Annotated in this window: 25 protein-coding genes; 22 read left to right on the top strand and 3 right to left on the bottom strand. The window is 55.3% G+C overall.

Features of this window, described 5'->3' with window-relative positions; genetic code table 11:
- Positions 1-27 precede the first annotated feature (27 nt).
- From plsX to BLR25_RS20950, 7 genes are all read left to right on the top strand, one after another.
- Positions 28-1,041, top strand: coding sequence for a phosphate acyltransferase PlsX (gene plsX, locus BLR25_RS09205; RefSeq protein ID WP_091936821.1), 1,014 nt, complete (start codon positions 28-30; stop codon positions 1,039-1,041).
- Complete coding sequence (locus BLR25_RS09200; RefSeq protein WP_091936819.1) at positions 1,042-2,004, top strand: beta-ketoacyl-ACP synthase III; 963 nt, start codon at positions 1,042-1,044, stop codon at positions 2,002-2,004.
- 10 nt (positions 2,005-2,014) lie between these two features.
- A complete protein-coding gene (fabD, locus tag BLR25_RS09195; RefSeq protein WP_091936817.1) occupies positions 2,015-2,953 on the top strand; it encodes an ACP S-malonyltransferase in 939 nt (312 codons plus the stop codon).
- Between the two features lie 3 nt (positions 2,954-2,956).
- Complete coding sequence (gene fabG, locus BLR25_RS09190; RefSeq protein ID WP_091936815.1) at positions 2,957-3,700, top strand: 3-oxoacyl-ACP reductase FabG; 744 nt, start codon at positions 2,957-2,959, stop codon at positions 3,698-3,700.
- Between the two features lie 124 nt (positions 3,701-3,824).
- The gene (acpP, locus tag BLR25_RS09185; RefSeq protein WP_091936813.1) at positions 3,825-4,061 is read left to right on the top strand and encodes an acyl carrier protein; all 237 of its coding nucleotides are present in this window, start codon (positions 3,825-3,827) and stop codon (positions 4,059-4,061) included.
- Positions 4,062-4,152: 91 nt separating this feature from the next.
- Positions 4,153-5,391, top strand: a complete 1,239-nt coding sequence (fabF, locus tag BLR25_RS09180) for a beta-ketoacyl-ACP synthase II (RefSeq protein ID WP_091936811.1) — start codon at positions 4,153-4,155, stop codon at positions 5,389-5,391.
- A 23-nt stretch (positions 5,392-5,414) separates the two neighbouring features.
- Positions 5,415-5,849 (top strand): protein YgfX, encoded by a 435-nt coding sequence (locus BLR25_RS20950; RefSeq protein ID WP_143009810.1) that lies wholly within the window; start codon positions 5,415-5,417, stop codon positions 5,847-5,849.
- On the opposite strand, the gene nadB is transcribed toward BLR25_RS20950, so the two are convergent.
- Positions 5,809-7,380, bottom strand: coding sequence for an L-aspartate oxidase (gene nadB / locus BLR25_RS09170; RefSeq protein WP_091936807.1), 1,572 nt, complete (start codon positions 7,378-7,380; stop codon positions 5,809-5,811). The two genes, BLR25_RS20950 and nadB, sit on opposite strands and share 41 nt — an antisense overlap.
- Positions 7,381-7,567: 187 nt before the next feature.
- Between nadB and rpoE the strand changes: the two genes are divergently transcribed.
- The 13 genes from rpoE to BLR25_RS09105 all read left to right on the top strand — a co-directional run bounded on the left by rpoE (position 7,568) and on the right by BLR25_RS09105 (position 17,944).
- On the top strand, positions 7,568-8,167 hold the full coding sequence (gene rpoE / locus BLR25_RS09165; RefSeq protein WP_091936804.1) for an RNA polymerase sigma factor RpoE: 600 nt from the start codon (positions 7,568-7,570) through the stop codon (positions 8,165-8,167).
- 14 nt (positions 8,168-8,181) lie between these two features.
- Positions 8,182-8,583 carry a SoxR reducing system RseC family protein gene (locus tag BLR25_RS09160; RefSeq protein WP_091936801.1) on the top strand — a complete coding sequence of 134 codons (402 nt, stop codon included), beginning with the start codon at positions 8,182-8,184 and terminating at the stop codon, positions 8,581-8,583.
- 17 nt (positions 8,584-8,600) lie between these two features.
- Positions 8,601-8,846 carry a glutaredoxin family protein gene (locus BLR25_RS09155; RefSeq protein WP_091936799.1) on the top strand — a complete coding sequence of 82 codons (246 nt, stop codon included), beginning with the start codon at positions 8,601-8,603 and terminating at the stop codon, positions 8,844-8,846.
- 59 nt (positions 8,847-8,905) lie between these two features.
- A complete protein-coding gene (gene lepA, locus BLR25_RS09150) occupies positions 8,906-10,696 on the top strand; it encodes a translation elongation factor 4 (protein WP_091937000.1) in 1,791 nt (596 codons plus the stop codon).
- Between the two features lie 9 nt (positions 10,697-10,705).
- On the top strand, positions 10,706-11,494 hold the full coding sequence (gene lepB / locus BLR25_RS09145) for a signal peptidase I (protein WP_091936797.1): 789 nt from the start codon (positions 10,706-10,708) through the stop codon (positions 11,492-11,494).
- 10 nt (positions 11,495-11,504) lie between these two features.
- Positions 11,505-11,858, top strand: a complete 354-nt coding sequence (locus tag BLR25_RS09140) for a DUF4845 domain-containing protein (RefSeq protein WP_091936795.1) — start codon at positions 11,505-11,507, stop codon at positions 11,856-11,858.
- Between the two features lie 8 nt (positions 11,859-11,866).
- The gene (rnc, locus tag BLR25_RS09135; protein ID WP_091936793.1) at positions 11,867-12,535 is read left to right on the top strand and encodes a ribonuclease III; all 669 of its coding nucleotides are present in this window, start codon (positions 11,867-11,869) and stop codon (positions 12,533-12,535) included.
- On the top strand, positions 12,532-13,416 hold the full coding sequence (era, locus tag BLR25_RS09130) for a GTPase Era (protein ID WP_091936791.1): 885 nt from the start codon (positions 12,532-12,534) through the stop codon (positions 13,414-13,416). Before rnc ends, era begins: the two co-directional genes overlap by 4 nt.
- A 29-nt stretch (positions 13,417-13,445) precedes the next feature.
- Positions 13,446-14,159: a DNA repair protein RecO gene (recO, locus tag BLR25_RS09125; protein WP_091936788.1), complete on the top strand. Its 714-nt coding sequence runs from the start codon at positions 13,446-13,448 to the stop codon at positions 14,157-14,159.
- Positions 14,156-14,908: a pyridoxine 5'-phosphate synthase gene (locus BLR25_RS09120; RefSeq protein ID WP_091936786.1), complete on the top strand. Its 753-nt coding sequence runs from the start codon at positions 14,156-14,158 to the stop codon at positions 14,906-14,908. Before recO ends, BLR25_RS09120 begins: the two co-directional genes overlap by 4 nt.
- Entirely contained in the window at positions 14,908-15,285 is a 378-nt protein-coding gene (gene acpS, locus BLR25_RS09115; protein WP_091936784.1) for a holo-ACP synthase, read from the top strand. The genes BLR25_RS09120 and acpS overlap by 1 nt, the downstream gene beginning before the upstream one ends.
- Entirely contained in the window at positions 15,282-16,310 is a 1,029-nt protein-coding gene (nagZ, locus tag BLR25_RS09110) for a beta-N-acetylhexosaminidase (RefSeq protein ID WP_218122683.1), read from the top strand. Before acpS ends, nagZ begins: the two co-directional genes overlap by 4 nt.
- 227 nt (positions 16,311-16,537) lie before the next feature.
- Positions 16,538-17,944 carry a tryptophanase gene (locus tag BLR25_RS09105; RefSeq protein WP_091936782.1) on the top strand — a complete coding sequence of 469 codons (1,407 nt, stop codon included), beginning with the start codon at positions 16,538-16,540 and terminating at the stop codon, positions 17,942-17,944.
- A 52-nt stretch (positions 17,945-17,996) separates the two neighbouring features.
- On the opposite strand, the gene efp is transcribed toward BLR25_RS09105, so the two are convergent.
- Together efp and earP are read right to left on the bottom strand one after the other, a co-directional pair.
- The gene (efp, locus tag BLR25_RS09100) at positions 17,997-18,554 is read right to left on the bottom strand and encodes an elongation factor P (RefSeq protein WP_091936780.1); all 558 of its coding nucleotides are present in this window, start codon (positions 18,552-18,554) and stop codon (positions 17,997-17,999) included.
- A gap of 47 nt (positions 18,555-18,601) precedes the next feature.
- Positions 18,602-19,753: an elongation factor P maturation arginine rhamnosyltransferase EarP gene (gene earP, locus BLR25_RS09095; protein ID WP_091936778.1), complete on the bottom strand. Its 1,152-nt coding sequence runs from the start codon at positions 19,751-19,753 to the stop codon at positions 18,602-18,604.
- Between the two features lie 51 nt (positions 19,754-19,804).
- On the opposite strand from earP, the gene uvrC reads away from it, so the two are divergent.
- Entirely contained in the window at positions 19,805-21,655 is a 1,851-nt protein-coding gene (uvrC, locus tag BLR25_RS09090) for an excinuclease ABC subunit UvrC (RefSeq protein WP_091936996.1), read from the top strand.
- Positions 21,655-22,224 carry a CDP-diacylglycerol--glycerol-3-phosphate 3-phosphatidyltransferase gene (pgsA, locus tag BLR25_RS09085; protein ID WP_091936776.1) on the top strand — a complete coding sequence of 190 codons (570 nt, stop codon included), beginning with the start codon at positions 21,655-21,657 and terminating at the stop codon, positions 22,222-22,224. Before uvrC ends, pgsA begins: the two co-directional genes overlap by 1 nt.
- Positions 22,225-22,255 lie beyond the last annotated feature (31 nt).

Here is a 22,255-nt window from a genome sequence, read left to right as displayed (position 1 = left end):
CCTGCCTTTTCTTTTGCCTTTTTTCGGATGACGGTTACTGTCGCTATCGATTGCATGGGGGGGGACCACGGTCCCATCGTTACCGTGCCAGCCGCCCTCGAACTCTTGCGCAAGCATGAGGACGTGTGCGCCATTCTCGTTGGTCTCGAGGAAAAAATTCGCCCGCTGATTCCGGGGGAATTGCCTTCGCGGCTACGCCTTCATCATGCCAGCGAAGTCGTTGGCATGGACGAGTCGCCAGCGCTGGCAATTCGTAACAAGAAGGATTCGTCAATGCGCGTTGCGCTGGACCTCGTCAAGAGTGGCGAGGCGGACGCTTGTGTTTCGGCGGGCAATACCGGCGCATTGATGGCGATTTCGCGTTTCGTGCTCAAAACTTTGCCGGGGATAGATCGGCCGGCGATTTGTGCCATCTTGCCGACAGTGTCGGGGCATGTCCATGTGCTCGATCTGGGGGCAAACGTCGACTGTTCGCCCGAGCACTTGTTGCAATTCGGCATCATGGGTGCGTCGCTCGTCGGGGCGCTGGAGCACAAAGATCGCCCGACGGTCGGAATCCTCAATATTGGCGAAGAGGACATTAAGGGAAATGATGTCGTCAAACGCGCGGCAGAACTGCTCAAGGAGTCCGGGCTCAATTTCATCGGCAACGTTGAAGGCGACGGCTTGTACAAGGGCGAGGCCGATGTCGTAGTCTGTGATGGCTTTGTCGGCAACGTCGCGCTTAAGACATCGGAAGGATTGGCGCAAATGCTTGCGACATTCCTTCGCCAGGAATTCGGGCGAAATCTGTTTACAAAAATGGCTGCGGTTGTGGCGCTTCCCGTGCTGAAGCATTTCAAACGCCGGGTTGACCACCGCAGGTATAACGGCGCGTCGCTGATTGGTCTCAAGGGCATTGTTCTCAAGAGCCACGGTTCCGCCGACTCATTTTCTTTTTGCAATGCGCTGGAACGCGCCGCAGACACAGTGCGCAGCGGTGTTCTCCAACGCATTTCCGAACGTGTCGCGCAGCAGCATACGATTCAGGAGGTCAACTAGATGACGTTTTCCCGTATTGCAGGGGTCGGTAGTTTCTTGCCCGGAAATCCGGTCAGTAACTCGGATTTGATTCAGCGCGGAGTTGATACCAGCGATGAATGGGTGGCAACACGCACCGGAATTCGCTCGCGTCACATCGCTCCGCCTGAATGCACAACGAGCGACTTGGCTCTGGAAGCATGCCGGAACGCCCTGGCCTCTGCGGGAACAGACGTCTCGGAGATCGACCTGATCATCGTCGCGACGACAACGCCCGACTTCATTTTTCCGAGCACGGCCTGTCTGCTGCAATCGAAGCTTGGCAATAAAGGCGCCATGGCGTTTGACATCCAGGCTGTCTGCAGCGGCTTTGTTTATGCGCTGACGATTGCCGATAAATTCATTCGTTCTGGCAGCCATAAAAAGGCTCTGGTTGTCGGGGCGGAAGTTTTTTCGCGGATTCTTGACTGGAACGATCGGGCGACCTGCGTCCTTTTCGGTGACGGTGCCGGTGCCGTAGTACTGGAAGCGTCCGAAAAGCCCGGAATTCTGGCAACCGTGGCACACGCCGATGGTTCCCAGAATGGAATCCTTTCGGTTCCCGGCTCCTTGCGTAATGGCCAGGTCGTAGGCGATCCATTCCTGCGCATGGATGGCCAGGCGGTGTTCAAGTTTGCGGTCCGTGTTTTGTCGGAAATGGCCGAGGAATGCTGTGCGCAAGCCGGCATCGCGACGTCGGATATCGATTGGCTTGTGCCTCATCAGGCAAACATGCGTATCATCGATTCGACTGGCAAGAAATTGGGCTTGCCTGTCGAGAAGGTTGTTGTCACAGTCGATATGCACGGAAATACGTCAGCGGCATCAGTACCGCTCGCACTGGATCAGGCTGTGCGCGACGGACGTATACAGCGTGGGCAAAAAGTGTTGCTCGAAGGGGTTGGCGGCGGCTTCACCTGGGGCGCCGCATTGCTCGAATTCTGAGGAGGTTTCCATGACGTTCGCTTTTGTTTTCCCTGGGCAAGGGTCCCAATCGGTAGGAATGATGTCGGCGTACGGCGATTCTCCGGTCGTTCGCGCAACATTCGACGAGGCCTCCGCAACGTTGGGGCAGGATCTTTGGCAAATGGTTGCTGATGGCCCGGCGGAACTGCTCTCACAAACGGTCAATACGCAACCGCTCATGCTAACGGCCGCGATTTCTGCGTACCGCCTGTGGCAAGAGAAGGGGGGGAAGACTCCCGCGGTCGTTGCCGGGCATAGTCTTGGTGAATATTCCGCGCTGGTCGCGGCTGGCGTGATCGCTTTCAAGGACGCCGTTCCGCTCGTTCGCTTGCGTGCCACTGCGATGCAGGAGGCTGTTCCCGTCGGTACCGGCGCGATGGCTGCGATTCTGAATCTCGACGACGAAAAAATTCGCGAAGCGTGTGCAGAGGCAGAAGCCAAATTGGGTAATGGCGAGGTTGTCGAACCCGTCAACTTCAACGGCCCCGGTCAGACGGTCATCGCCGGGAGCAAGGCTGCGGTCGAGGCCGCCTGCGAGGGTTGCAAGGCTCGCGGCGCCAAGCGTGCGGTGCTGTTGCCCGTTTCGGCGCCGTTCCACTCCTCGCTGATCCGTCCTGCGGCAGATCGTCTGGCGACTCGCTTGGCTGAAATCGAATTCCAGGTGCCGACGATTCCCGTCATCAACAATGTCGATGTCTTGATCGAAACGGATCCGGCAAGAATCAAGGACGCGCTTGTTCGCCAGGCTTATTCGCCCGTTCGCTGGGTGGAGACGATGCAAAAGATCGCGACGATGGATGTCACGACGGTGGCGGAATGCGGCCCAGGCAAGGTCCTGGCAGGGCTTGTGAAGCGTTGCGCCGACACACTGACCGGCGTCGCACTTGCCGATCTAGCTTCGATCGAAGCCAATATTTCCCTGGAGTAGTCGATGACGCTGAAAGGTCAGATCGCGTTTGTTACGGGCGCCAGCCAAGGCATCGGCGCAGCCATTCTGATTGCTCTTGCCAAGCAGGGGGCCACGGTTATCGGCACTGCGACAACGGAAAGTGGAGCCGCCACCATCACCGCCAGACTCGCCGAAGCCGGTGTGGTGGGACGTGGACTCGTGTTGAACGTGAGAGAAGATGGCCAGATCGATGCGGCAGTGGCGCAGATCGAGAAGGAGTTCGGCCCGGTTTCGATTCTGGTCAACAATGCTGGCGTCACCCGCGACAATCTTGCCATGCGGATGAAAGACGAGGACTGGGACGTCGTCATCGACACCAACCTGAAAGCGGTTTTCAAAACATCGCGCGCAGTCATGCGCGGAATGATGAAGGCTAGGACAGGGCGCATCATTAATATCTCGTCGGTCGTTGGGCATGCCGGAAATCCCGGGCAGGCGAACTATTGCGCGTCCAAAGCCGGACTCGTTGGAATGACCAAAGCGTTGGCGCGGGAACTTGGCAGCCGGAATATCACCGTCAACTGCGTTGCGCCTGGCTTTATCGACACGAGAATGACGCAGGCGCTTGACGAGAAGCAAAAGGAAGCATTGGCCTCGGGCATCCCGCTCGGCCGATTCGGAAGCCCGGAAGATGTTGCCGCGGCCGTAGTGTTCCTGGCGTCTCCGGATGCTGGTTACGTTACCGGCTCGACGATTCACGTCAACGGCGGCATGTATATGGATTAACGCCCGCAAGGGCTGCAGGCGGTAACGACCGGTTCGCCTGCCTATCGTTTGGTTAGATCCGGTCGTTTTGTTAGAATGAAACAGTCCTGTTTCATCCTTATAAACCTTGGGAAGGAGCACTTGAATGGATAACATCGAACAACGCGTCAGAAAGATTGTCGCCGAGCAACTGGGCGTCAACGAGGCCGATATCAAGAACGAATCCTCGTTCGTGGATGATCTTGGCGCGGATTCGTTGGATACGGTTGAACTGGTGATGGCGCTCGAAGAAGAATTCGAGTGCGAAATTCCGGATGACGAAGCGGAAAAAATTACCAGCGTCCAGCAAGCGATCGACTACGTCGTCGGCCACAAGAAGTAATTTCTTGCAGCGCAATGCAGGCGGCCTCGTGTCGCCTGCCATTCCGGATTTCTCCTAATTTATTGTTGTCTTCCTGTTTCCGGAGAATAAATTGTCACGTCGTAAAGTCGTCATCACCGGCCTGGGAATCATCTCGCCGGTAGGAAATACCATTGAACAGGCTTGGCAGAATATTCTTGCCGGCCGTTCAGGGATCGATAAAATCACGCGTTTCGATGCCTCAACTTTCTCCACGCAAATCGCCGGAGAGGTTCGTGATTTCGATATCAGCAAATATATTCCGCTCAAGGATGCCCGTCGAATGGATGCCTTCATCCATTACGGCATTGCAGCAGCCATTGACGCGATAAAGGACGCTGGCCTGGAAGCCAATCCGGCTGATGCCGATCGTATCGGCGTTGCTATTGGTTCTGGCATCGGCGGTCTGCCAATGATCGAGAACACGCGGGATGAATTCAATGCATCCGGCATCCGGAAGGTTTCGCCTTTCTTTGTTCCGGGTTCCATCATCAACATGATCTCGGGCAACCTCTCGATCATGTATGGACTCAAGGGACCGAACCTCGCCATCGTCAGCGCCTGTGCCAGCGCGACCCACAGCATTGGTGATGCCGCTCGTTTTATCGAGTACGGCGACGCCGATGTCATGATCGCCGGCGGTGCCGAGTCAACCGTCTCGCAACTGGGCGTTGGCGGCTTCTGTGCGGCACGAGCCTTGTCGACGCGTAACGATGATCCGAAGACGGCGAGCCGTCCTTGGGACAAGGATCGCGATGGCTTCGTCCTCTCGGAAGGCGCAGGCGTTGTCGTGCTCGAAGAGTACGAGCATGCCAAGGCGCGTGGCGCCAAGATTTACGCGGAATTGGCTGGTTTCGGCATGAGCGCCGATGCCAATCACATGACCGCCCCCTGCGAAGATGGAGAGGGTGCGGCGCGTTGCATGACCAATGCATTGAGAAATGCACGGGTCAATGTCGACGAGGTGACCTACCTGAACGCCCATGGCACGTCCACGCCGTTGGGCGATAAAGCTGAAACGATCGCTGTCAAGCGCGCGTTTGGCGATCAGGCCAAGAAATTGGTGATGAACTCGACGAAGTCGATGACTGGCCATCTGCTGGGTGCCGCTGGTGGTGTTGAGGCCGTATTCTCGACGCTCGCGATTTACAATCAGATATCCCCGCCGACGATCAACATCTTCAACCAAGACGAAGCCTGCGATCTTGATTACTGTGCCAATCAGGCACGTCAGATGAAGATTGATGTCGCCGTTTCCAATTCGTTCGGTTTCGGCGGGACGAATGCTTCGTTGGTGTTCCGTAAGATCTGACGGATTTGACGGACGGCGCAGTGATGATCATCACGCTGCGCCGTTCCCGTCTTCTTGACTTTCTGCTCGTCTCGATTCATGCGTTAAGCGCTCTCGCGCTTTTCCTCGTTGCGCTTCCAACGCCGGTTCGTATCGTTACTTTCGGCTTCATCGTGGCGTCGCTCGTGCGGGCCTTGAGGCGAGAAAGCTTCACTAGTCTGAAATTGTCGGCAGAAAATGCCGGTCAAATATGCTTTGGACGTGCTGCCTCGTGCGTCCTCGTCGCCGACATTCTTCCGGAAACAGCTGTCTTTCTGTTCCTTGTCGTGCTTCGTCTGCGCGAGGAGGGTGACCAGGCGCACTTTCAGGTTATTTTGCTTCCTGACCAGATGAGCAAAGACGAGTTTCGCCGGATTCGAGTCTGGTTGCGCTGGCGGCTTACGAACGACGCCGGATCACCGAGTTCTTCGCCGCTTTGAGGGTCTCGGGATAGTCGCGACTGAAATGCAGTCCTCGGCTTTCCTTGCGCTGTAATGCGCACCTGACGATCAAATCGGCGGTCACCACGAGATTGCGCAGTTCTATCAGATCGTGGCTAATTCTGAAATTTGAGTAGAACTCGTTGATTTCCTTGGTCAGCAAACGAATTCGATGCTGCGCACGTTGCAAGCGCTTTGTCGTGCGCACGATGCCGACGTAATCCCACATGAAGCGCCGGAGTTCATCCCAGTTATGGGCAATGACAATTTCCTCATCGGGATCAGTAACGCGACTCTCATCCCAGTCGGGCAACTCAGGGAATTCGATAGGTGTCTGATGCAGCATGTCGTTGGCTGCTGCTTCGGCGAATACGATGCATTCAAGCAAGGAGTTACTTGCGAGGCGATTCGCCCCGTGCAGCCCTGTGCAAGCCGCTTCGCCTGCAACATAGAGACCCGGCAGGTTGGTACGCGCGCGTAGGTCAGTTACCACGCCGCCGCAGGTGTAATGTGCCGCTGGAACAACCGGGATTGGCTGTTGCGTGATGTCGATTCCAAGTTCCAGGCAACGAGCAAGAATGTTCGGAAAATGGGCGTGTAAGAAATCGGCAGGTCGATGAGAAATATCCAGATAGACGCAGTCCAGTCCCCGCTTTTTCATTTCGAAATCGATTGCGCGTGCGACGACATCGCGTGGCGCCAGCTCTGCCCGGGAATCGTGTTCCGGCATGAAGCGCGTCCCGTCGGGCAAGCGCAGCAGGCCGCCTTCGCCACGAACCGCTTCCGAGATCAGAAAAGACTTGGCTTGAGGGTGGTACAGGCAGGTGGGGTGGAACTGAATGAACTCCATGTTGGCGATCGAACATCCCGCTCGCCATGCCATTGCAATTCCATCTCCGGTCGAGGTGTCGGGGTTGGTCGTGTATAGGTAGACTTTTCCGGCACCACCGGTTGCGATCAAGGTGTTTTTCGCACCAATCGTAATAATGTCGCCGGTGTCGTTATTGAGAACGTAGGCGCCGTAGCAGCGTTTGTCATTCAAGCCAAGCTTGCTGCTCGTAATCAGATCAACCGCAATATGTTGTTCGAGTACGGTGATGTTCGGATTCTGCCGGACTTTGGCCGTAAGTACCTGTTGAACCGCAAGCCCTGTCGTGTCGGCAACGTGAATAACGCGCCGCGTGCTGTGACCGCCTTCCCGTGTAAGGTGGTAATTACCGCTTTCGCGACTAAACGGAACGCCCTGGTCAATCAGCCATTCGATGGCACGTCGGCCATTCTCAACAACAAATCGTGTTGCCGGAAGATCGTTGAGGAACGCACCTGCCGTCAATGTGTCCTTGATATGGGCTTCAATCGTATCCTGATCATCAAGTACTGCTGCGATGCCGCCTTGAGCCCATCCTGACGCACTGTCTTCGAGCGAGCGTTTGCTGATCAACCCGACTTTGCAGTGTTTTGCCAGCCTGAGCGCGGCAGACTGGCCTGCCAGCCCGCCACCAATCACCAGAACATCGAAATAGCTTGCCACGATACTTGTCCGAAGGATGGGGTGGCAACTATAGCATGAGCATCCAGGTCTTGACTTGCCCCTATTGACGAAATGGCTATGCGTATGCTGATTTTTGTCAATTTTGACCTGCCAAAAGGACGAAGAAGGCGCGTTGCGCTATACTCCCTTTACATTTTAGTTGTCTCCGATAGGGAACCCAAAAAGAATGAGCGAACGCGAAATGGATCAGGCCTTGGTCGAGCGCGCCCAAGCAGGTGATCAGTTGGCATTCGAAAAGTTGGTCGCCAAGTATCAGCGCAAACTCAACCGCCTGTTGTCGCGTTTTATCCGCGACCATGCGGAAGTGGAAGATGTTGCGCAGGAAGCTTTTATCAAGGCTTTTCGGGCATTGCCATCGTTCCGCGGAGAGAGTGCCTTTTATACGTGGCTCTACCGAATTGGCATTAACACGGCCAAGAATTATTTGGTCGCGAAGGGGCGGCGTGCGCCGACGTCCACGGATTTCGATGCGGATGAAGCTGAAACGTTCGAAGATGCTGATCAATTACGCGACATCAACACTCCTGAGCGGGTTCTTCAGTCGAAGCAGATCGGTCAAACCGTTAATGCGGCGATGGAGGCCCTTCCTGAAGAGTTGCGCAATGCGATTGTGCTACGAGAAATAGAAGGCTTGAGTTACGAGGAAATTGCCGTCGAAATGAACTGTCCTATTGGAACGGTGCGATCCCGAATTTTTCGTGCACGTGAGGCGGTTGCCGAAAAACTTCGTCCATTGCTTGATACCGCACCCGATCACCGCTGGTAGCACCGGAGGCGCTGATGATTGAAACCGTTGGTGTGGTCGCGGCTTGCGAGGGAGATCGGGTTCTTGTTCGCGTCGAGCAAAAAGGATGTGGTCGTTGCCACGAAGAGGGCGGTTGTGGCGGTAACAATTTGGGCAATCTGCTGTGTAAGAGCCCGGAGTCTTTTTGGTTGAAAAATCCAGGGGGGCTGGCAGTCGGCGATACGGTGACCGTTGCGATCGCCGAAGGGGCGTTATACAAGACTGTTACGCGAGCGTATTTGATTCCATTGCTGGGTTTGCTCGTGGGTGCCATCATCGGCATGTTCCTGTATGAGGAATCGGGGGCAATAGTGGGTGCGGTTCTGGGGTTGTTCGTGTCCTGGTTCGGTACTCGACGTCGTGGTGGTCAGTCTTTCGACCCTTTTATTAAACGCTGAATTGCGCTATCGGACTCATGGCGTTCTGCTTAACGCTCATTTCTCGGTCATACTGTCATCTCTGCCACGATATGGAATCAGAAGCTTCCGTTCTCGTGGCCGAATTCGATGGAGAGCTCAAGGTTCTTGATGTGGATGCTGACCCGGAGTTACTGGCACTCTACGATGAACGCGTTCCGGTTCTGCTGCATCAGGACGAGATCTTGAGCCAATACTTCCTTGATCCCGGCAAAGTCCGTGATTATTTGAGCAAAATCAGCTAGAATCCGCGATTCTGGCAATTATGATCAAAGGGTGCCCGCCGGCGCCCTTTTTTTCTGCGATGCAACATATTCGAAACTTCTCAATCATTGCTCATATCGACCACGGTAAGTCCACCTTGGCAGATCGGATTATCCATCTTTGCGGAGGCTTGTCCGACCGCGAAATGGAAGAACAAGTCCTCGATTCGATGGATATTGAGAGAGAGCGGGGCATCACCATCAAGGCGCAGACTGCTGCACTTCGATACAAGGCCCGCGACGGACAAGTCTATAACCTCAACCTGATTGACACCCCGGGACACGTCGACTTTTCGTATGAAGTGTCGCGCTCGCTGTCAGCCTGCGAAGGTGCTTTGCTGGTCGTTGACGCTTCCCAAGGCGTCGAGGCGCAGACGGTTGCCAATTGCTACACGGCCATTGATCTTGGCGTCGAGGTCGTGCCAGTGCTGAACAAAATTGATTTGCCTTCTGCCGCGCCAGAAACCGCAAAGCAAGAGATTGAGGACGTTATTGGTATCGATGCGTCGGAAGCGATCCTTGCCTCGGCAAAAACAGGCGTCGGCGTCGAGGACATCATCGAGGCGATCATTGAGCGAATTCCGGCGCCGCAAGGCAATCCGGAAGCGCCGCTGAAGGCGTTGGTCATCGATTCGTGGTTCGACAATTACGTCGGCGTCGTCATGCTGGTGAGAGTCGTCGATGGTGCTCTCCGTCCGAAAGACAAGATCCGCCTGATGGCCACGAATGCGAGCTATCTGTGCGAACAGGTCGGCGTATTCACGCCCAAGGCGTTGCAGCGCGATGTGCTGTCGGCCGGTGAGGTGGGTTACATCATCTCCGGCATCAAGGAACTCCAAGCTGCGCAAGTGGGCGATACCGTGACACTGATCGAGAAGCCCGCGACGGAACCGCTTCCCGGCTTCAAGGAAATCAAGTCGCAGGTGTTCGCCGGCTTGTATCCAGTCGAGTCGAATCAATACGATTCCTTGCGCGAATCGCTCGAGAAACTGAAGCTTAACGACGCTTCCCTGCATTACGAGCCCGAGGTGTCGCAAGCGCTCGGTTTCGGTTTCCGCTGTGGCTTCCTTGGTCTGTTGCACATGGAAATCGTTCAGGAGCGCCTGGAACGCGAATTTGATCAGGATTTGATCACGACCGCGCCGACGGTAATCTATGAGGTCGTGATGCGCGACGGGACCATTGTGCCGGTTGAGAATCCAGCCAAACTTCCCGAGCAAACCAAAGTCGAGGAAATCCGGGAACCGATCATCACTATCACGGTTTTCGTGCCTCAGGAATATTTGGGCAACGTCATTACCCTGTGTAACCAGAAGCGTGGGAACCAGGTCGACATGACCTATCACGGACGCCAGGTTCAGCTCGTTTACGAAATGCCAATGGCCGAAGTGGTCATGGATTTCTTCGATAAATTGAAATCCGTGTCTCGCGGTTATGCCTCGCTCGATTACGAATTCAAGGAATTCCGTGCGGCGGATGTCGTCAAACTTGATGTCCTGATCAATGGCGACAAGGTCGATGCCTTGTCGATGATTGTGCATCGGGCCAACTCGGTCTATCGCGGTCGCGAACTGGCAAGCAAGATGCGGCAGTTGATTCCGCGCCAGATGTACGATGTCGCGATTCAGGCAGCGATTGGTTCGAACATTATTGCGCGCGAGAACGTCAAAGCCATGCGCAAGGATGTGCTGGCCAAGTGTTACGGCGGCGATATCACGCGCAAAAAGAAACTGCTTGAGAAGCAGAAGGCTGGTAAGAAGCGCATGAAACAGGTGGGAACGGTGGAAATCCCGCAAGAGGCGTTCCTGGCTGTTCTGCGCATCGGAAACTAAGGAGTCGGTGTGAACTTCGCTCTCATCTTATTCTGTCTGCTTATTGCCAGTGGTGCGATCTGGGTGGCCGACGCTTGTTTTCTCAAAAAGAATCGTGCCGCAGATGCAAAGGATCCGTGGTGGGTGGAATACGGGTCGAGTTTTTTTCCGGTGATCCTGTTCGTTTTTGTCCTGCGCTCCTTCATTGTCGAACCGTTCAAGATTCCCTCTGGGTCAATGATTCCGACTTTACAGGTGGGGGATTTTATCCTCGTTAACAAATTCACCTACGGCATCCGATTGCCGGTCATCAACAAGAAGATCATTGACATTAACCACCCAAAGCGTGGCGATGTCATGGTGTTCCGCTATCCGGAAGATCCTTCGGTCGATTACATCAAGCGCGTAGTTGGAGTTCCTGGCGACAAGGTTGCCTATCAGAACAAACGCTTAACGATCAACGGACAAGCTGTTGAGACGCAGCGAATCGAGGACTATCTGCATCCTGAGCGGCTCTATTATTCGAAGCAATTCGTCGAAAAGGACAGCGGCATCACGCATCGCGTGCTTAATGATGACGATGCGCCCGCATTCATTCCCGATCCAGCCAGCTTTCCGAATCGGGAAGATTGCTTCTACAATAATTCAGGGGTGATCTGTACGGTACCTGCGGGTCACTATTTCATGATGGGCGACAACCGGGATAACAGTCGGGACAGTCGCTATTGGGGATTCGTGCCGGAAGAAAACATCGTCGGCAAAGCATTCTTTGTCTGGCTCAATTTCGGCGATTTGAAACGAATCGGTTCCTTTGAATAAAGGAGGAAATATGCGCCAACAGCAGGGTATAGCGCTTTCGGGGCTGCTTTTCTGGGGCATTGTCATCGCACTGGTTGCCGTACTCGGCATGAAGGTCGCGCCGGAATACATGGATTACTTCAAGATCCAAAAGAGTGTCAAGGCAGTCTCCTCTGAAGCCAATGGCAAGACGCTGACCGAGATCCGGGCGGCTTTCGACAAATATGCGAGCGTCAACCAGATCAGCACTGTCAAAGGCTCCGATCTCGATATTTCCAAAGATGGCAACGAGATCGTCATCGCATTCGAGTATGAAAAGCGGATTCCGTTGTTCTGGAATGTCAGCTTGTTGATAGATTTCCAGGGATCTTCATCCGGCCGCTGAAAGTAGAAATGCCCCAAAAACTTGAACGCAGCATCGCTCATCTCTTTTGTGACGCGTCGCTGTTGCAGACTGCGCTGACGCATCGCAGTCACAGTTCTCCCCACAACGAACGACTCGAGTATCTCGGCGATGCCGCGCTTAACGCAGTCGTCGCACGCTTGCTGTTCGAACGATTCCCCGAATTACCTGAGGGTGACCTGTCACGTTTGAGGGCTAATCTGGTTCGCCAGGACAGCCTGCACCGGCTTGCCGAGCAGCTGATGCTTGGTCAGTTTCTGCGTCTCGGCGAGGGGGAACTCAAAAGTGGAGGGGCGACCCGCCCCTCGATCCTCGCTGATGCGCTGGAGGCACTGTTCGGCGCGATTTGGCTCGATGCCGGTTTTGATGCGGTCAGCGCTGTGATTGCCCGTCTTTACGATCCGCTGATTCAGGCGATCAATCCTGCCAAGCCGATGAAAGATGCCAAAACTCGTTTACAGGAGTTGCTGCAAGGCAAGCGTCTGCCGCTGCCGAAATATGCATTGACCGCGACGGAAGGCGAGGCGCACGCGCAAAAATTCCGTATTGCCTGCGTTATCGAGAAGCTGGATATTTGCACTGAAGGACTGGGTGCCAGCCGCAGGGCCGCCGAACAGATGGCCGCGGAGCGCGCCCTCGAGATAATGGAAAAGTCATGAGCTCTCTAAAATCCGGAACCATCGCCATCGTCGGACGGCCGAACGTCGGCAAATCGACACTGTTGAATCAACTGATCGGCGAGAAGATCAGCATTGTCTCGCGCAAAGCGCAAACGACCCGGCATCGGATCATGGGCATTCTCACCCGACCTGATGCACAGTTTGTTTTCGTGGATACGCCTGGTTTCCAGAACAAGCATGCTAACGCGCTTAACCGCGCCATGAACCGGGGCGTCAAGCAGGCCTTGTCTGATGTCGATGTTGTCATTTTTGTCATGGAAGCCGACCGCTTTGATGCGCGTGACAAAATCGTTCTGGAACTGCTGCCGGCGGACCGCCCGGTTGTCCTGGCGCTGAACAAGATCGACCAATGCAAGGATAAGAGCAAGATGCTGCCTTTGCTGACGGAGATGAATAGCCGCTTTCCCTTTGCCGCCATCGTTCCAATCAGTGCAACACGCGGCAGCCAAGTCGAGGATTTGCTTTCCGAAGTCCGCAAACACCTGCCCAACGATGAACTGCTCTACGGCGAAGATGAAATTACCGACAAGAGCGAGCGTTTTCTGGCTGCGGAATATATTCGCGAGAAGCTGTTTCGTTTGATTGGTGACGAGCTTCCTTATGGCGCCACGGTCGAAATCGAGCGCTTTGAAGTCGATGGTGGGCTCCGACGCATCAATGCAGCCATCGTCGTCGATCGTGAGTCACACAAGGGCATCGTCATCGGCAAGGGTGGCGCGACACTCAAGCGAATCGCTACCGAAGCTCGCCAGGATATGGAACGGTTATTCGATGGCAAAGTATTCCTTGAGATATTCGTCAAGGTCAAATCAGGCTGGACCGACGACGAACGCTTGCTCAGAAGTCTCGGTTACGAGTAACCGGGTCAGCGGCAGAGCTTGGAAACGCCATGTCACGTAGCAAGGTTGACGCCCAGCCCGCCTATGTCTTGCACAGCTATCCGTTTCGTGAAACCAGTCTGATCGTCGAGGTTTTTTCACGGGATTTCGGGCGTGTTGCTCTGCTGGCGCGTGGTGCCCGGCGGCCACGCTCGGTGATGCGCGGCGTCCTGATGGCGTTCCAGCCGCTTGAACTCGGGTGGGCCGGAAAGGGCGAAGTTCAAACGCTGATGAAGGCGGAATGGCAAGGCGGACAGCCGTTGCTGACCGGCAAGGCGCTTTTTTGCGCCTATTACCTCAACGAATTATTGATGAGCCTGTTAGCGAGAGAAGATCCGCACGAGCGTCTGTTCTCCGTCTATGCTGAAACCTTGCGTCGATTTTCCGGTAATCTGCGTGAATCCGATCTGCGCAATTTTGAGCGGGCCCTGCTGCAGGAATTGGGCTACGGCCTGACGCTCGAACATGATGTGCGTGGCCAACCGATTGATCCGGATGGCTATTATGTGTATGAGATTGAGCATGGTCCGGTTCGTTTGGCGGGGCCCGGTAATTCTGCCTTGTCGGTGATGGGAAAGACCTTGATCGATCTGGCTCACGAGGATTTCGCCGACGCGCGATCGCTGCAGGAAGCAAAACAAATGATGCGGGCGCTGATTGCGCATCATACGGGCGGCAAGGAATTGGAATCACGCAAAATTTTCAAGGAGTTACACGAACCATGATTGAACTCGGTGTCAATATCGATCACGTGGCGACGCTGCGTCAGGCGCGCCGGACGTATGAACCCGACCCCCTTTGGGCTGCTGTTGAAGCTCATCTGGGCGGTGCTGATGGCATTACCGTCCATCTGCGCGAGGATCGCCGGCATATTCAGGATGCCGACGTGGAGAAGCTGCGTTCCCTGACGCAAATCAAGCTGAACCTTGAAATGGCGGCGACCGACGAGATGGTCGACATTGCGTGCCGGCTTAAGCCCGAGATGGCGATGCTGGTTCCGGAAGGTCGCCATGAGGTTACGACGGAGGGAGGGCTGGATATTCTGGGCCAGGAAGGCAAGCTGGCGCGGGCCATCGCTCGTCTTTCCGATGCCGGTATCAGCAGCAGCGTCTTTATCGATGCCGAGCTGCCGCAGGTCGAGGCGGCGGCCAGAATAGGCGCCAGGGTCTGCGAAATTCATACAGGACCCTATGCCCATGCTTTTTACGCCAAGGGTAGGGATGCAGAAAGCCAAGCGGTGGTGGCTGAACTCGACAAGATCGCTCGTGCCGGCGACGCCATTCGCGGGCTGGGCATGCGGTTCAACGCCGGACACGCGCTCAATTATTTCAACGTCCAGCCCGTGGCTCGCCTGCTGGGAATCCGCGAGCTGCACATCGGCCATGCCATTGTCAGTCGCGCTGTTTTTGTCGGCCTGCGGGAAGCCGTTGCCGAAATGAAGCGTCTGATGCGCGAAGTCCAGTCGAACGCGTGATGATTGCCGGCGTCGGTACGGATATCGTTGCGGTTTCGCGACTCGGCGCGATGTTTGAGCGCCATGGCGATCGTGCGCTGGAAAAGCTCCTTGCGCCCAGTGAGCGTGCAGAATTCGCCAAAGCAAAGGATTCCGCACGTTTCCTGGCCAAACGCTTTGCTGCCAAAGAAGCTTTCGGCAAGGCGCTGGGTATCGGCGTCGCATTTCCCGCAACCCTGCCGAATGTCGCGGTGACCCACGACGCGTTGGGCAAGCCACAGTTTGACTATGCCCCGGAACTGGGGGAATACATGGCTGAGCGCAAACTGTGCGCGCATCTTTCGATCAGCGACGAAGCCGAATACGCCCTCGCTTTTGTCATTCTGGAACGTCAATGACCGCAGTACTCGAGTTACCGCATGGACCGTTGATGATCGACATCGGTGGCATCGAACTGACCGATGCAGACCGTGTGCGTCTCCAACACCCTCTGGTTGGTGGGCTCATTCTTTTTTCGCGTAACTTCAAATCGACCGAGCAACTGGCCCGGCTTGCCGAAGAAATACACAAACTGCGCTCGCCGCGCCTGTTGATCGCGATTGATCATGAGGGGGGGAGGGTACAACGCTGCCGCGAGGGGTTCACCCGCCTGCCGCCGATGCGTTCGCTTGGCCGGCTTTGGGAGGAGGCTCCGCAACGGGCTGTCCAAGCTGCGCGCGATATCGGTTTCGTGTTGGCTGCTGAATTGAGAATGTGCAATGTTGATCTCTCCTTTACCCCGGTGCTCGACCTGGATTGGGGCCGTAGCAGCGTCATCGGCGATCGCGCGTTTCACGGCAATCCTGACGCCGTCATTGAACTCGCCGGTGGTCTCATCGAAGGACTACACCGGGCCGGGATGAGTGCTTGCGGCAAACATTTTCCGGGACACGGTTGGGCCACGGCGGATTCGCATGTTGCGATGCCGGTCGATGAGCGAGATCTGGATGCGCTTCAGGAGGATATCAAACCGTATCGGCATCTGGCGCTCGATGCGGTCATGCCGGCGCACGTTATTTACCCGTGTCTTGATGAAAAAACATCTGGTTTTTCATCAAGATGGAATGCGTTTTTACGAAATAACATAAACTTTGACGGAGTCGTGTTTAGCGACGATTTATCAATGGAAGGTGCCAGTGTTGCCGGCGATGTCGTTGCTCGAACGGAGGCCGCATGGTCGGCGGGGTGCGACATGTTGCTCTTGTGCAATGCGTCCGATGCGGTTGATCAGGTCCTTGAGCGGTGGCATCCGACGATTGACCGGATACGTTCGAATCGTATCGCACGACTTCTACCCTTGACGTCGCCCATCGGACTAAGCGACGATACGCACTATCGAGATGGCATTAACGCCTGTCAACGCCTGATTTCCCGGTTTTCCTGACATGTCCCAGTTTGGTTTTGAGATCCTGACCCCTTTGCGCCCGATACGCGGCTCGGAGGCGGCTTTGGCTCAACACTGGGCAACACTCGATATCGTCCTGACCTACGATTTTCCTCGCTGCTGATCTGGTTCTGCCTCACTTGATCAGACACAAGGGTTCGCGTCATCCGGCGCCGAGCTCACTTTGTTACATCCGCTCGTCAAAGCGGATTTGCGAGGAATTTCCCATGAAACGACTTCCAGAACCTTTCCGTATCAAAATGGTGGAGCCTATCCGCCTGACTTCCATCGAATACCGTCGACAAGCCCTGCAAGAGGCGGGCTACAACCTCTTTCTCTTGCCGGGTGATGACGTCTATATCGACCTGCTGACGGACAGCGGGACCGGCGCCATGAGCGACCGCCAGTGGGCAGGGTTGATGCTCGGCGACGAATCCTACGCAGGAAGCCGCAATTTTTTTCATCTTCGCGACACTGTCCGCGACGTGTTCGGTTACCCCTTCACCATTCCAACGCACCAGGGACGCGGCGCCGAACAAATTCTCTTTCCGGAACTTGTCGCTCGTGTTCTATCTCGCGCGCCGACGGCGAAACCGGTCTTCATTTCGAATTTCCACTTCGACACCACCAAAGCACACGTTGAAATGGCCGGCGCGCGTGCCATTAACGTGCTGACGCCGAAGGCTTTCGATACCGGCGCTTACGATGACTGGAAGGGTAATTTCGATCTGGAAGGGGTCAGAGCCACTATCGAAGGTAGTGGTGCATCTTCCATTGCCGGCATCATCGCCACGCTGACGTGCAACAGCGCTGGCGGGCAACCGGTTTCAATGGCCAATTTGCGTGCCATTCGCCAAATGGCCACGGAAAATGGGATTCCGCTTATTCTCGATGTCGCCCGCTACGCCGAAAATGCCTGGTTCATTCGCGAGCGGGACCCGGACTATCGGAATGTCAGTGTTGCCGATATCGTCAAGGAAATGTTCTCGTACGGCGACATCTTCACCATGTCGGCAAAGAAGGATGGACTCGTCAATATCGGCGGGTTGTGCTGTTTCCGGGAAGACGAGGAGCTATTTCGTGCGGTTCAGGCGCGATGCGTTCCGATGGAAGGCTTCGTCACCTATGGCGGCCTGGCGGGACGCGACATGGAGGCACTGGCCATCGGTCTGCGCGAGTCTCTTGATCAGAATTATCTCGATTACCGCATCGGTCAGGTCGCCTACTTGGGCGAGCGACTGCAGGCTTCCGGAATACCGATTCAGACGCCAACGGGTGGGCACGCTGTTTTTGTCGATGCTCGCCGCATGCTTCCGCACATTCCGTCGGATCGTTTTCCCGCGCATGCGCTTGGTGTCGCGTTGTACGAGGCGGGTGGCGTACGCGGTGTCGAAATCGGTTCGCTGCTGCTTGGCCGGAATCCGGAAACCGGCGTACAGGAACCGTCCCCGATGGAGCTCCTGCGCCTGACCATACCGCGTCGTACTTACACTAATGGCCACATGGATTACGTCGCAGAAGTCTTCGACGAGATCAAATCGGCTGCGCACACGCTGCCCGGCTATGATTTCGTGTATGAACCGAAGATTCTGAGGCATTTCACCGCGCACCTGAAGCCGGTCGCCATCAGTTAGTGCAAAAAAAGACGGCAGCCTCGGCTGCCGTCTTTTTAAGCGAATGTCTTGCTTACTTGACGCGTGCGCGATATTCGTCGGTACGCGTGTCGATTTCGATCTTGTCACCGATTTCAACAAACGCCGGAACCGGCAGTTCAAACCCGGTCGTAATACGAGCCGGCTTCATCACCTTGCCGGAAGTATCACCCTTGACAGCGGGTTCGGTGTAGGTCACTTCACGAACGAGCATCGTCGGCAGTTCCACCGAAATGGCCTTGCCGTTGTAGAACACGACTTCACAGGGCATTGCATCCTCGAGATACTTGAGGGCATCTTCCATGTAGTCGGCTTCAATTTCGTACTGGTTGTAATCGGCATCCATGAAGACATACATCGGATCGGCGAAGTAGGAGTACGTCACTTCCTTGCGGTCGAGTTGAACCGTGTCGAACTTGTCGTCGGCACGATAAACAGTTTCCGAAGGCGCGCCGGTGAGCAGGTTCTTCATCTTCATCTTGACGACCGAGGCGTTGCGGCCGGACTTGCTGAATTCAGCCTTGAGCACGACCATCGCGTCGTTGCCGACCATGAAGACATTGCCGGCGCGGAGTTCTTGAGCGGTTTTCATAATGAGCGTTGTGTTCCGATAATTGCGGGGGAAAATTTAGCCGCGCATTATAGCTTGGATTTGCAAAAACGCACTAGCGATGCGCACAAATCCTCCTGTTTTGACAGATTTTTTTCCCAATTCTCAGCCTGCAGGCGGAATTCAGGAAGCTGCTGCAAAACGGCCGTCATCAAGGCCGGCGTGCATTCCTGGAAATCGTTCCAGGCGCCGGTGAGATTTTGCACAATCCGAGCGCTATTGCCTGGCATATCGGCGAGGTAGCGCTCAAGGAAAGCATCGAGTTTGACTCGGTGAGCCTCCTCGCTCTGAGGGTAAATATGCCAGATCATCGGTCGCGCCGCCCATTGGGCGCGCACAAAGGAATCTTCACCACGCACAAAGTTGAGGTCGCATGCCCATAGCAAGCGATCGTAGTCATCCTGAGTGACGAACGGCAATATCCGAATTTCGAGCCCTCCCCGACGAATCGAGTCGCCAACCGCAATCGACTGACCGAGAAAGGACTCGATCCCCGCCTGAGTCCGGCTAAGGGGGGCAAGGCAACACGTGGGAATAGGGCTGTCCGCGAGCGCCGATAGTACGCTTGGGAGCGCTTCGTTCTCATACGCAAACAGGGAAATCTTCAAAGCATCGGCGGGAGGTGGCATGGCACCGATCCGGTGCCAAAAAGAAGTCTGCAGATCCTCGGATGCCAAGAACAGCCGGCGCGCTTCAGTCAGCCGCTTTTCGCGCAACAGCCCCCCTGTCGCTTCATCGAAGCCGGGAAAGAAAAAATACTTGGTCAAAGGCAAACGAGGGTGCGGGGAGGGTAGGGCATGACATCCCGATACCCAGGCCTCGGCGCTCAGGTATTCAAGATTGATCCATGCCGGTGGCGAATCCAGTCGTGCCATGTTTTCGACATAATGATCCGGAAGCTGGCAACCGAATGCCTCGATCACGATATTGCCGGGAATCACCGCAGAAAAATCGCCTTGCCAGCAACAAATATCGACGCCATCGACATTTTGTATCGCACAACGATCGTCGACAGAGGGACAGATTCGGGCGAAGGCCTGAAGATTATCAACCCACAGACGGACGCTCATCCCATGTTCGCGGACGATCTGGCGGGCCAAGCGCCAGCACACGCCAATGTCGCCGAAATTATCGATGACGGTGCAGAAAATATCGCAGCGACAAGTCGCAAAAGATGACATGAGGGACGGCGTGATAACATGAAAAACAGCATCCTAACAGGCAAGCGCTTCATGGACGAGAAGGAAACGACGCAAGAACAGGGCATCGAGTCGACGTTTGATGCCAAGAAATTCCTGTCAACGCTGACGGAATTGCCGGGTGTCTATCGCATGCTCGACAGCAAGGGAATTGTCCTATATGTCGGCAAGGCGAAGAATCTGAAGAAGCGCGTGTCTTCGTATTTTCGCGAAAATCTCTCTAGTCCTCGCATCGAGTTGATGGTCAAACAGATTGCCTCGATCGAAACGACCGTGACGCAATCGGAAGCCGAAGCACTCCTGCTTGAGAACAACCTGATCAAGAGCCTGTCGCCGCGATATAACATCCTTTTTCGCGACGACAAGTCATATCCGTACATTGTCATCACGCACGATCGCTTTCCGCGCATCGCCTTCTACCGCGGCCAAACAGACCGCAAGTCCGAGTATTTCGGACCGTTCCCTTCGTCCGTTGCCGTTCGCGAGAGCATCAACCTCCTGCAACGGATGTTTCGTTTGCGTACCTGCGAGGACTCCGTCTTCAGCAATCGCTCTCGCCCCTGCCTGCTTTACCAGATCAAACGATGCTCCGGTCCGTGCGTGGATCTGATCGGTGATGAGCAGTATCAACAGGAAGTCCGCTTGGCTGGCCTCTTTTTGCAGGGGCGGCATCAGGAAATCGTCGGGCAATTGATGCAAGCCATGGAGGCTGCTGCAAACGAATTGGCATTCGAACGCGCTGCGATCTACCGAGATCAGATCCAGTCGCTGCGCCAAGTCCAAAGCAAGCAGTTTATCGAAAGCGCCAAGGGGGAGGACGTCGATATCGTCGTGATCGTTGAAGCTGGAGGGCTTTTCTGTGTCAACCTCGCCATGATTCGCGGCGGCCGTCATTTGGGCGATAAGCCATTGTTTCCCGATCATGTCAGCGACAACTCGGCGGCGACCATCCTTGAGGCCTTTCTGCTGCAACACTACGCCAACCACCCGGCACCGACACGTATATATCTCAACCGCGCCATCGAGGACGGGGAAACAAGCGAAAGCTTGGCAGTGCTGGCTAGTAGAAAAGTTCTGTTGCTCATCGCCAAATCAACCATGCATAAAACATGGATACTGATGGCGGAAAAAAATGCTGAGTTGGCGATCGCAACACGGCTCAGCGATGACGATCGACAGGCGCATCGCCGTACTGCGCTTTTTGAATTTCTCGATATTGAACAGGAAGAGGGCTGCGAGATCCGGATAGAGTGTTTCGACATCAGTCACACGCAAGGCGAGTCGCCGGTCGCGTCGTGCGTTGTCTATCAGGGTGATCGCATGTGCCCACGGGAGTATCGACGCTTCAATATTACCGACGTGCAGCCTGGGGACGACTACGCTGCCATCCACCAAGCGGTGCAACGTCGCTACGCGAAGGTGCTCACAGGGGAGTCTGTCGCGCCGACGCTGTTACTGATCGATGGCGGAAAAGGGCAGCTTGCGGTTGCGGTCGATGCTCTTAATGAGCTTGGCTTGACGCATCTCCCCGTCGTCGGAGTGGCAAAGGGAGAAGGGCGGAAGCCTGGTCTCGAATCCCTTATTTTCCCGGATGGTCGCGAACCGGTACAATTGGCACAGGAACATCCGGCGCTTCATCTCATACAAGAAATCCGGGACGAAGCCCATCGATTCGCAGTTTCTGGTCATCGAGCCCGTCGTAGCAAGAGTCGTCAAGGATCGCTGCTTGATGACATCGACGGCGTGGGGCCTAAACGACGCAAGGCATTATTGGCGCACTTCGGTAGTCTGCAGGGACTCAGAAGTGCTGGAATTGAGCAGATTTCGACGGTTCAGGGCATCAGCCATGAATTAGCCGAACGTATTTACAGGGCGCTTCACTGATGCCATTCAATCTTCCTATTTTTCTGACGTGGTTACGGATCCTTCTGATTCCGCTGATGGTTGCCGTGTATTACGTGCCGACATCCTGGGTTCAGCCTGCCGGGCGCGATTTGGCGGCGACGGTAATTTTTGTCATTGCTGCAGCGACCGACTGGCTTGATGGATATCTTGCCCGGCGCTGGAACGAGACCTCTGCGTTCGGCGCGTTTTTAGATCCGGTTGCCGACAAGTTGATGGTCGCTGCTGCGCTAATCATTCTGGTGTGGCTGGATCGTGTGGATGCAATCTTCGCTATCGTCATCATCGGACGGGAAATAACGATTTCGGCGTTGCGCGAATGGATGGCCCAAATCGGCGCAAGGAAAAGCGTGGCCGTATCAATGATTGGAAAAATCAAGACAATGGCGCAAATGGTGTCGATTCCCCTGCTGCTTTATCACACCCCCATCGCCGGATTCGATACTCGCTTTTGGGGAACGTGTTTGATGGTTGTTGCCGCAATACTGACGCTGTGGTCGATGGTGTACTACTTGCGCATGGCATGGCCGCACCTTTCGGAAAGCCAATAGTTCGCCATTTTGTGTGCAGATGGCTTGACTT

The sequence above is a fragment of the Propionivibrio dicarboxylicus genome, from assembly GCF_900099695.1.
In the GTDB taxonomy this organism is placed as follows: domain Bacteria; phylum Pseudomonadota; class Gammaproteobacteria; order Burkholderiales; family Rhodocyclaceae; genus Propionivibrio; species Propionivibrio dicarboxylicus.
This window is presented reverse-complemented; position numbering and strand designations above follow the sequence as displayed.

Coding starts and splice junctions, on each gene's coding strand:
- BLR25_RS09155 (WP_091936799.1), top strand. CDS start 8,601: ATGGCGTTCTGCTTAACGCTCATTTCTCGGTCATACTGTCATCTCTGC.
- rpoE (WP_091936804.1), top strand. CDS start 7,568: ATGAGCGAACGCGAAATGGATCAGGCCTTGGTCGAGCGCGCCCAAGCA.
- BLR25_RS09200 (WP_091936819.1), top strand. CDS start 1,042: ATGACGTTTTCCCGTATTGCAGGGGTCGGTAGTTTCTTGCCCGGAAAT.
- BLR25_RS09105 (WP_091936782.1), top strand. CDS start 16,538: ATGAAACGACTTCCAGAACCTTTCCGTATCAAAATGGTGGAGCCTATC.
- BLR25_RS09160 (WP_091936801.1), top strand. CDS start 8,182: ATGATTGAAACCGTTGGTGTGGTCGCGGCTTGCGAGGGAGATCGGGTT.
- acpS (WP_091936784.1), top strand. CDS start 14,908: ATGATTGCCGGCGTCGGTACGGATATCGTTGCGGTTTCGCGACTCGGC.
- efp (WP_091936780.1), bottom strand. CDS start 18,554: ATGAAAACCGCTCAAGAACTCCGCGCCGGCAATGTCTTCATGGTCGGC.
- recO (WP_091936788.1), top strand. CDS start 13,446: ATGTCACGTAGCAAGGTTGACGCCCAGCCCGCCTATGTCTTGCACAGC.
- lepA (WP_091937000.1), top strand. CDS start 8,906: ATGCAACATATTCGAAACTTCTCAATCATTGCTCATATCGACCACGGT.
- uvrC (WP_091936996.1), top strand. CDS start 19,805: ATGGACGAGAAGGAAACGACGCAAGAACAGGGCATCGAGTCGACGTTT.
- BLR25_RS20950 (WP_143009810.1), top strand. CDS start 5,415: ATGATCATCACGCTGCGCCGTTCCCGTCTTCTTGACTTTCTGCTCGTC.
- BLR25_RS09120 (WP_091936786.1), top strand. CDS start 14,156: ATGATTGAACTCGGTGTCAATATCGATCACGTGGCGACGCTGCGTCAG.
- earP (WP_091936778.1), bottom strand. CDS start 19,753: ATGTCATCTTTTGCGACTTGTCGCTGCGATATTTTCTGCACCGTCATC.
- era (WP_091936791.1), top strand. CDS start 12,532: ATGAGCTCTCTAAAATCCGGAACCATCGCCATCGTCGGACGGCCGAAC.
- rnc (WP_091936793.1), top strand. CDS start 11,867: ATGCCCCAAAAACTTGAACGCAGCATCGCTCATCTCTTTTGTGACGCG.
- nagZ (WP_218122683.1), top strand. CDS start 15,282: ATGACCGCAGTACTCGAGTTACCGCATGGACCGTTGATGATCGACATC.
- BLR25_RS09140 (WP_091936795.1), top strand. CDS start 11,505: ATGCGCCAACAGCAGGGTATAGCGCTTTCGGGGCTGCTTTTCTGGGGC.
- pgsA (WP_091936776.1), top strand. CDS start 21,655: ATGCCATTCAATCTTCCTATTTTTCTGACGTGGTTACGGATCCTTCTG.
- fabD (WP_091936817.1), top strand. CDS start 2,015: ATGACGTTCGCTTTTGTTTTCCCTGGGCAAGGGTCCCAATCGGTAGGA.
- plsX (WP_091936821.1), top strand. CDS start 28: ATGACGGTTACTGTCGCTATCGATTGCATGGGGGGGGACCACGGTCCC.
- fabG (WP_091936815.1), top strand. CDS start 2,957: ATGACGCTGAAAGGTCAGATCGCGTTTGTTACGGGCGCCAGCCAAGGC.
- acpP (WP_091936813.1), top strand. CDS start 3,825: ATGGATAACATCGAACAACGCGTCAGAAAGATTGTCGCCGAGCAACTG.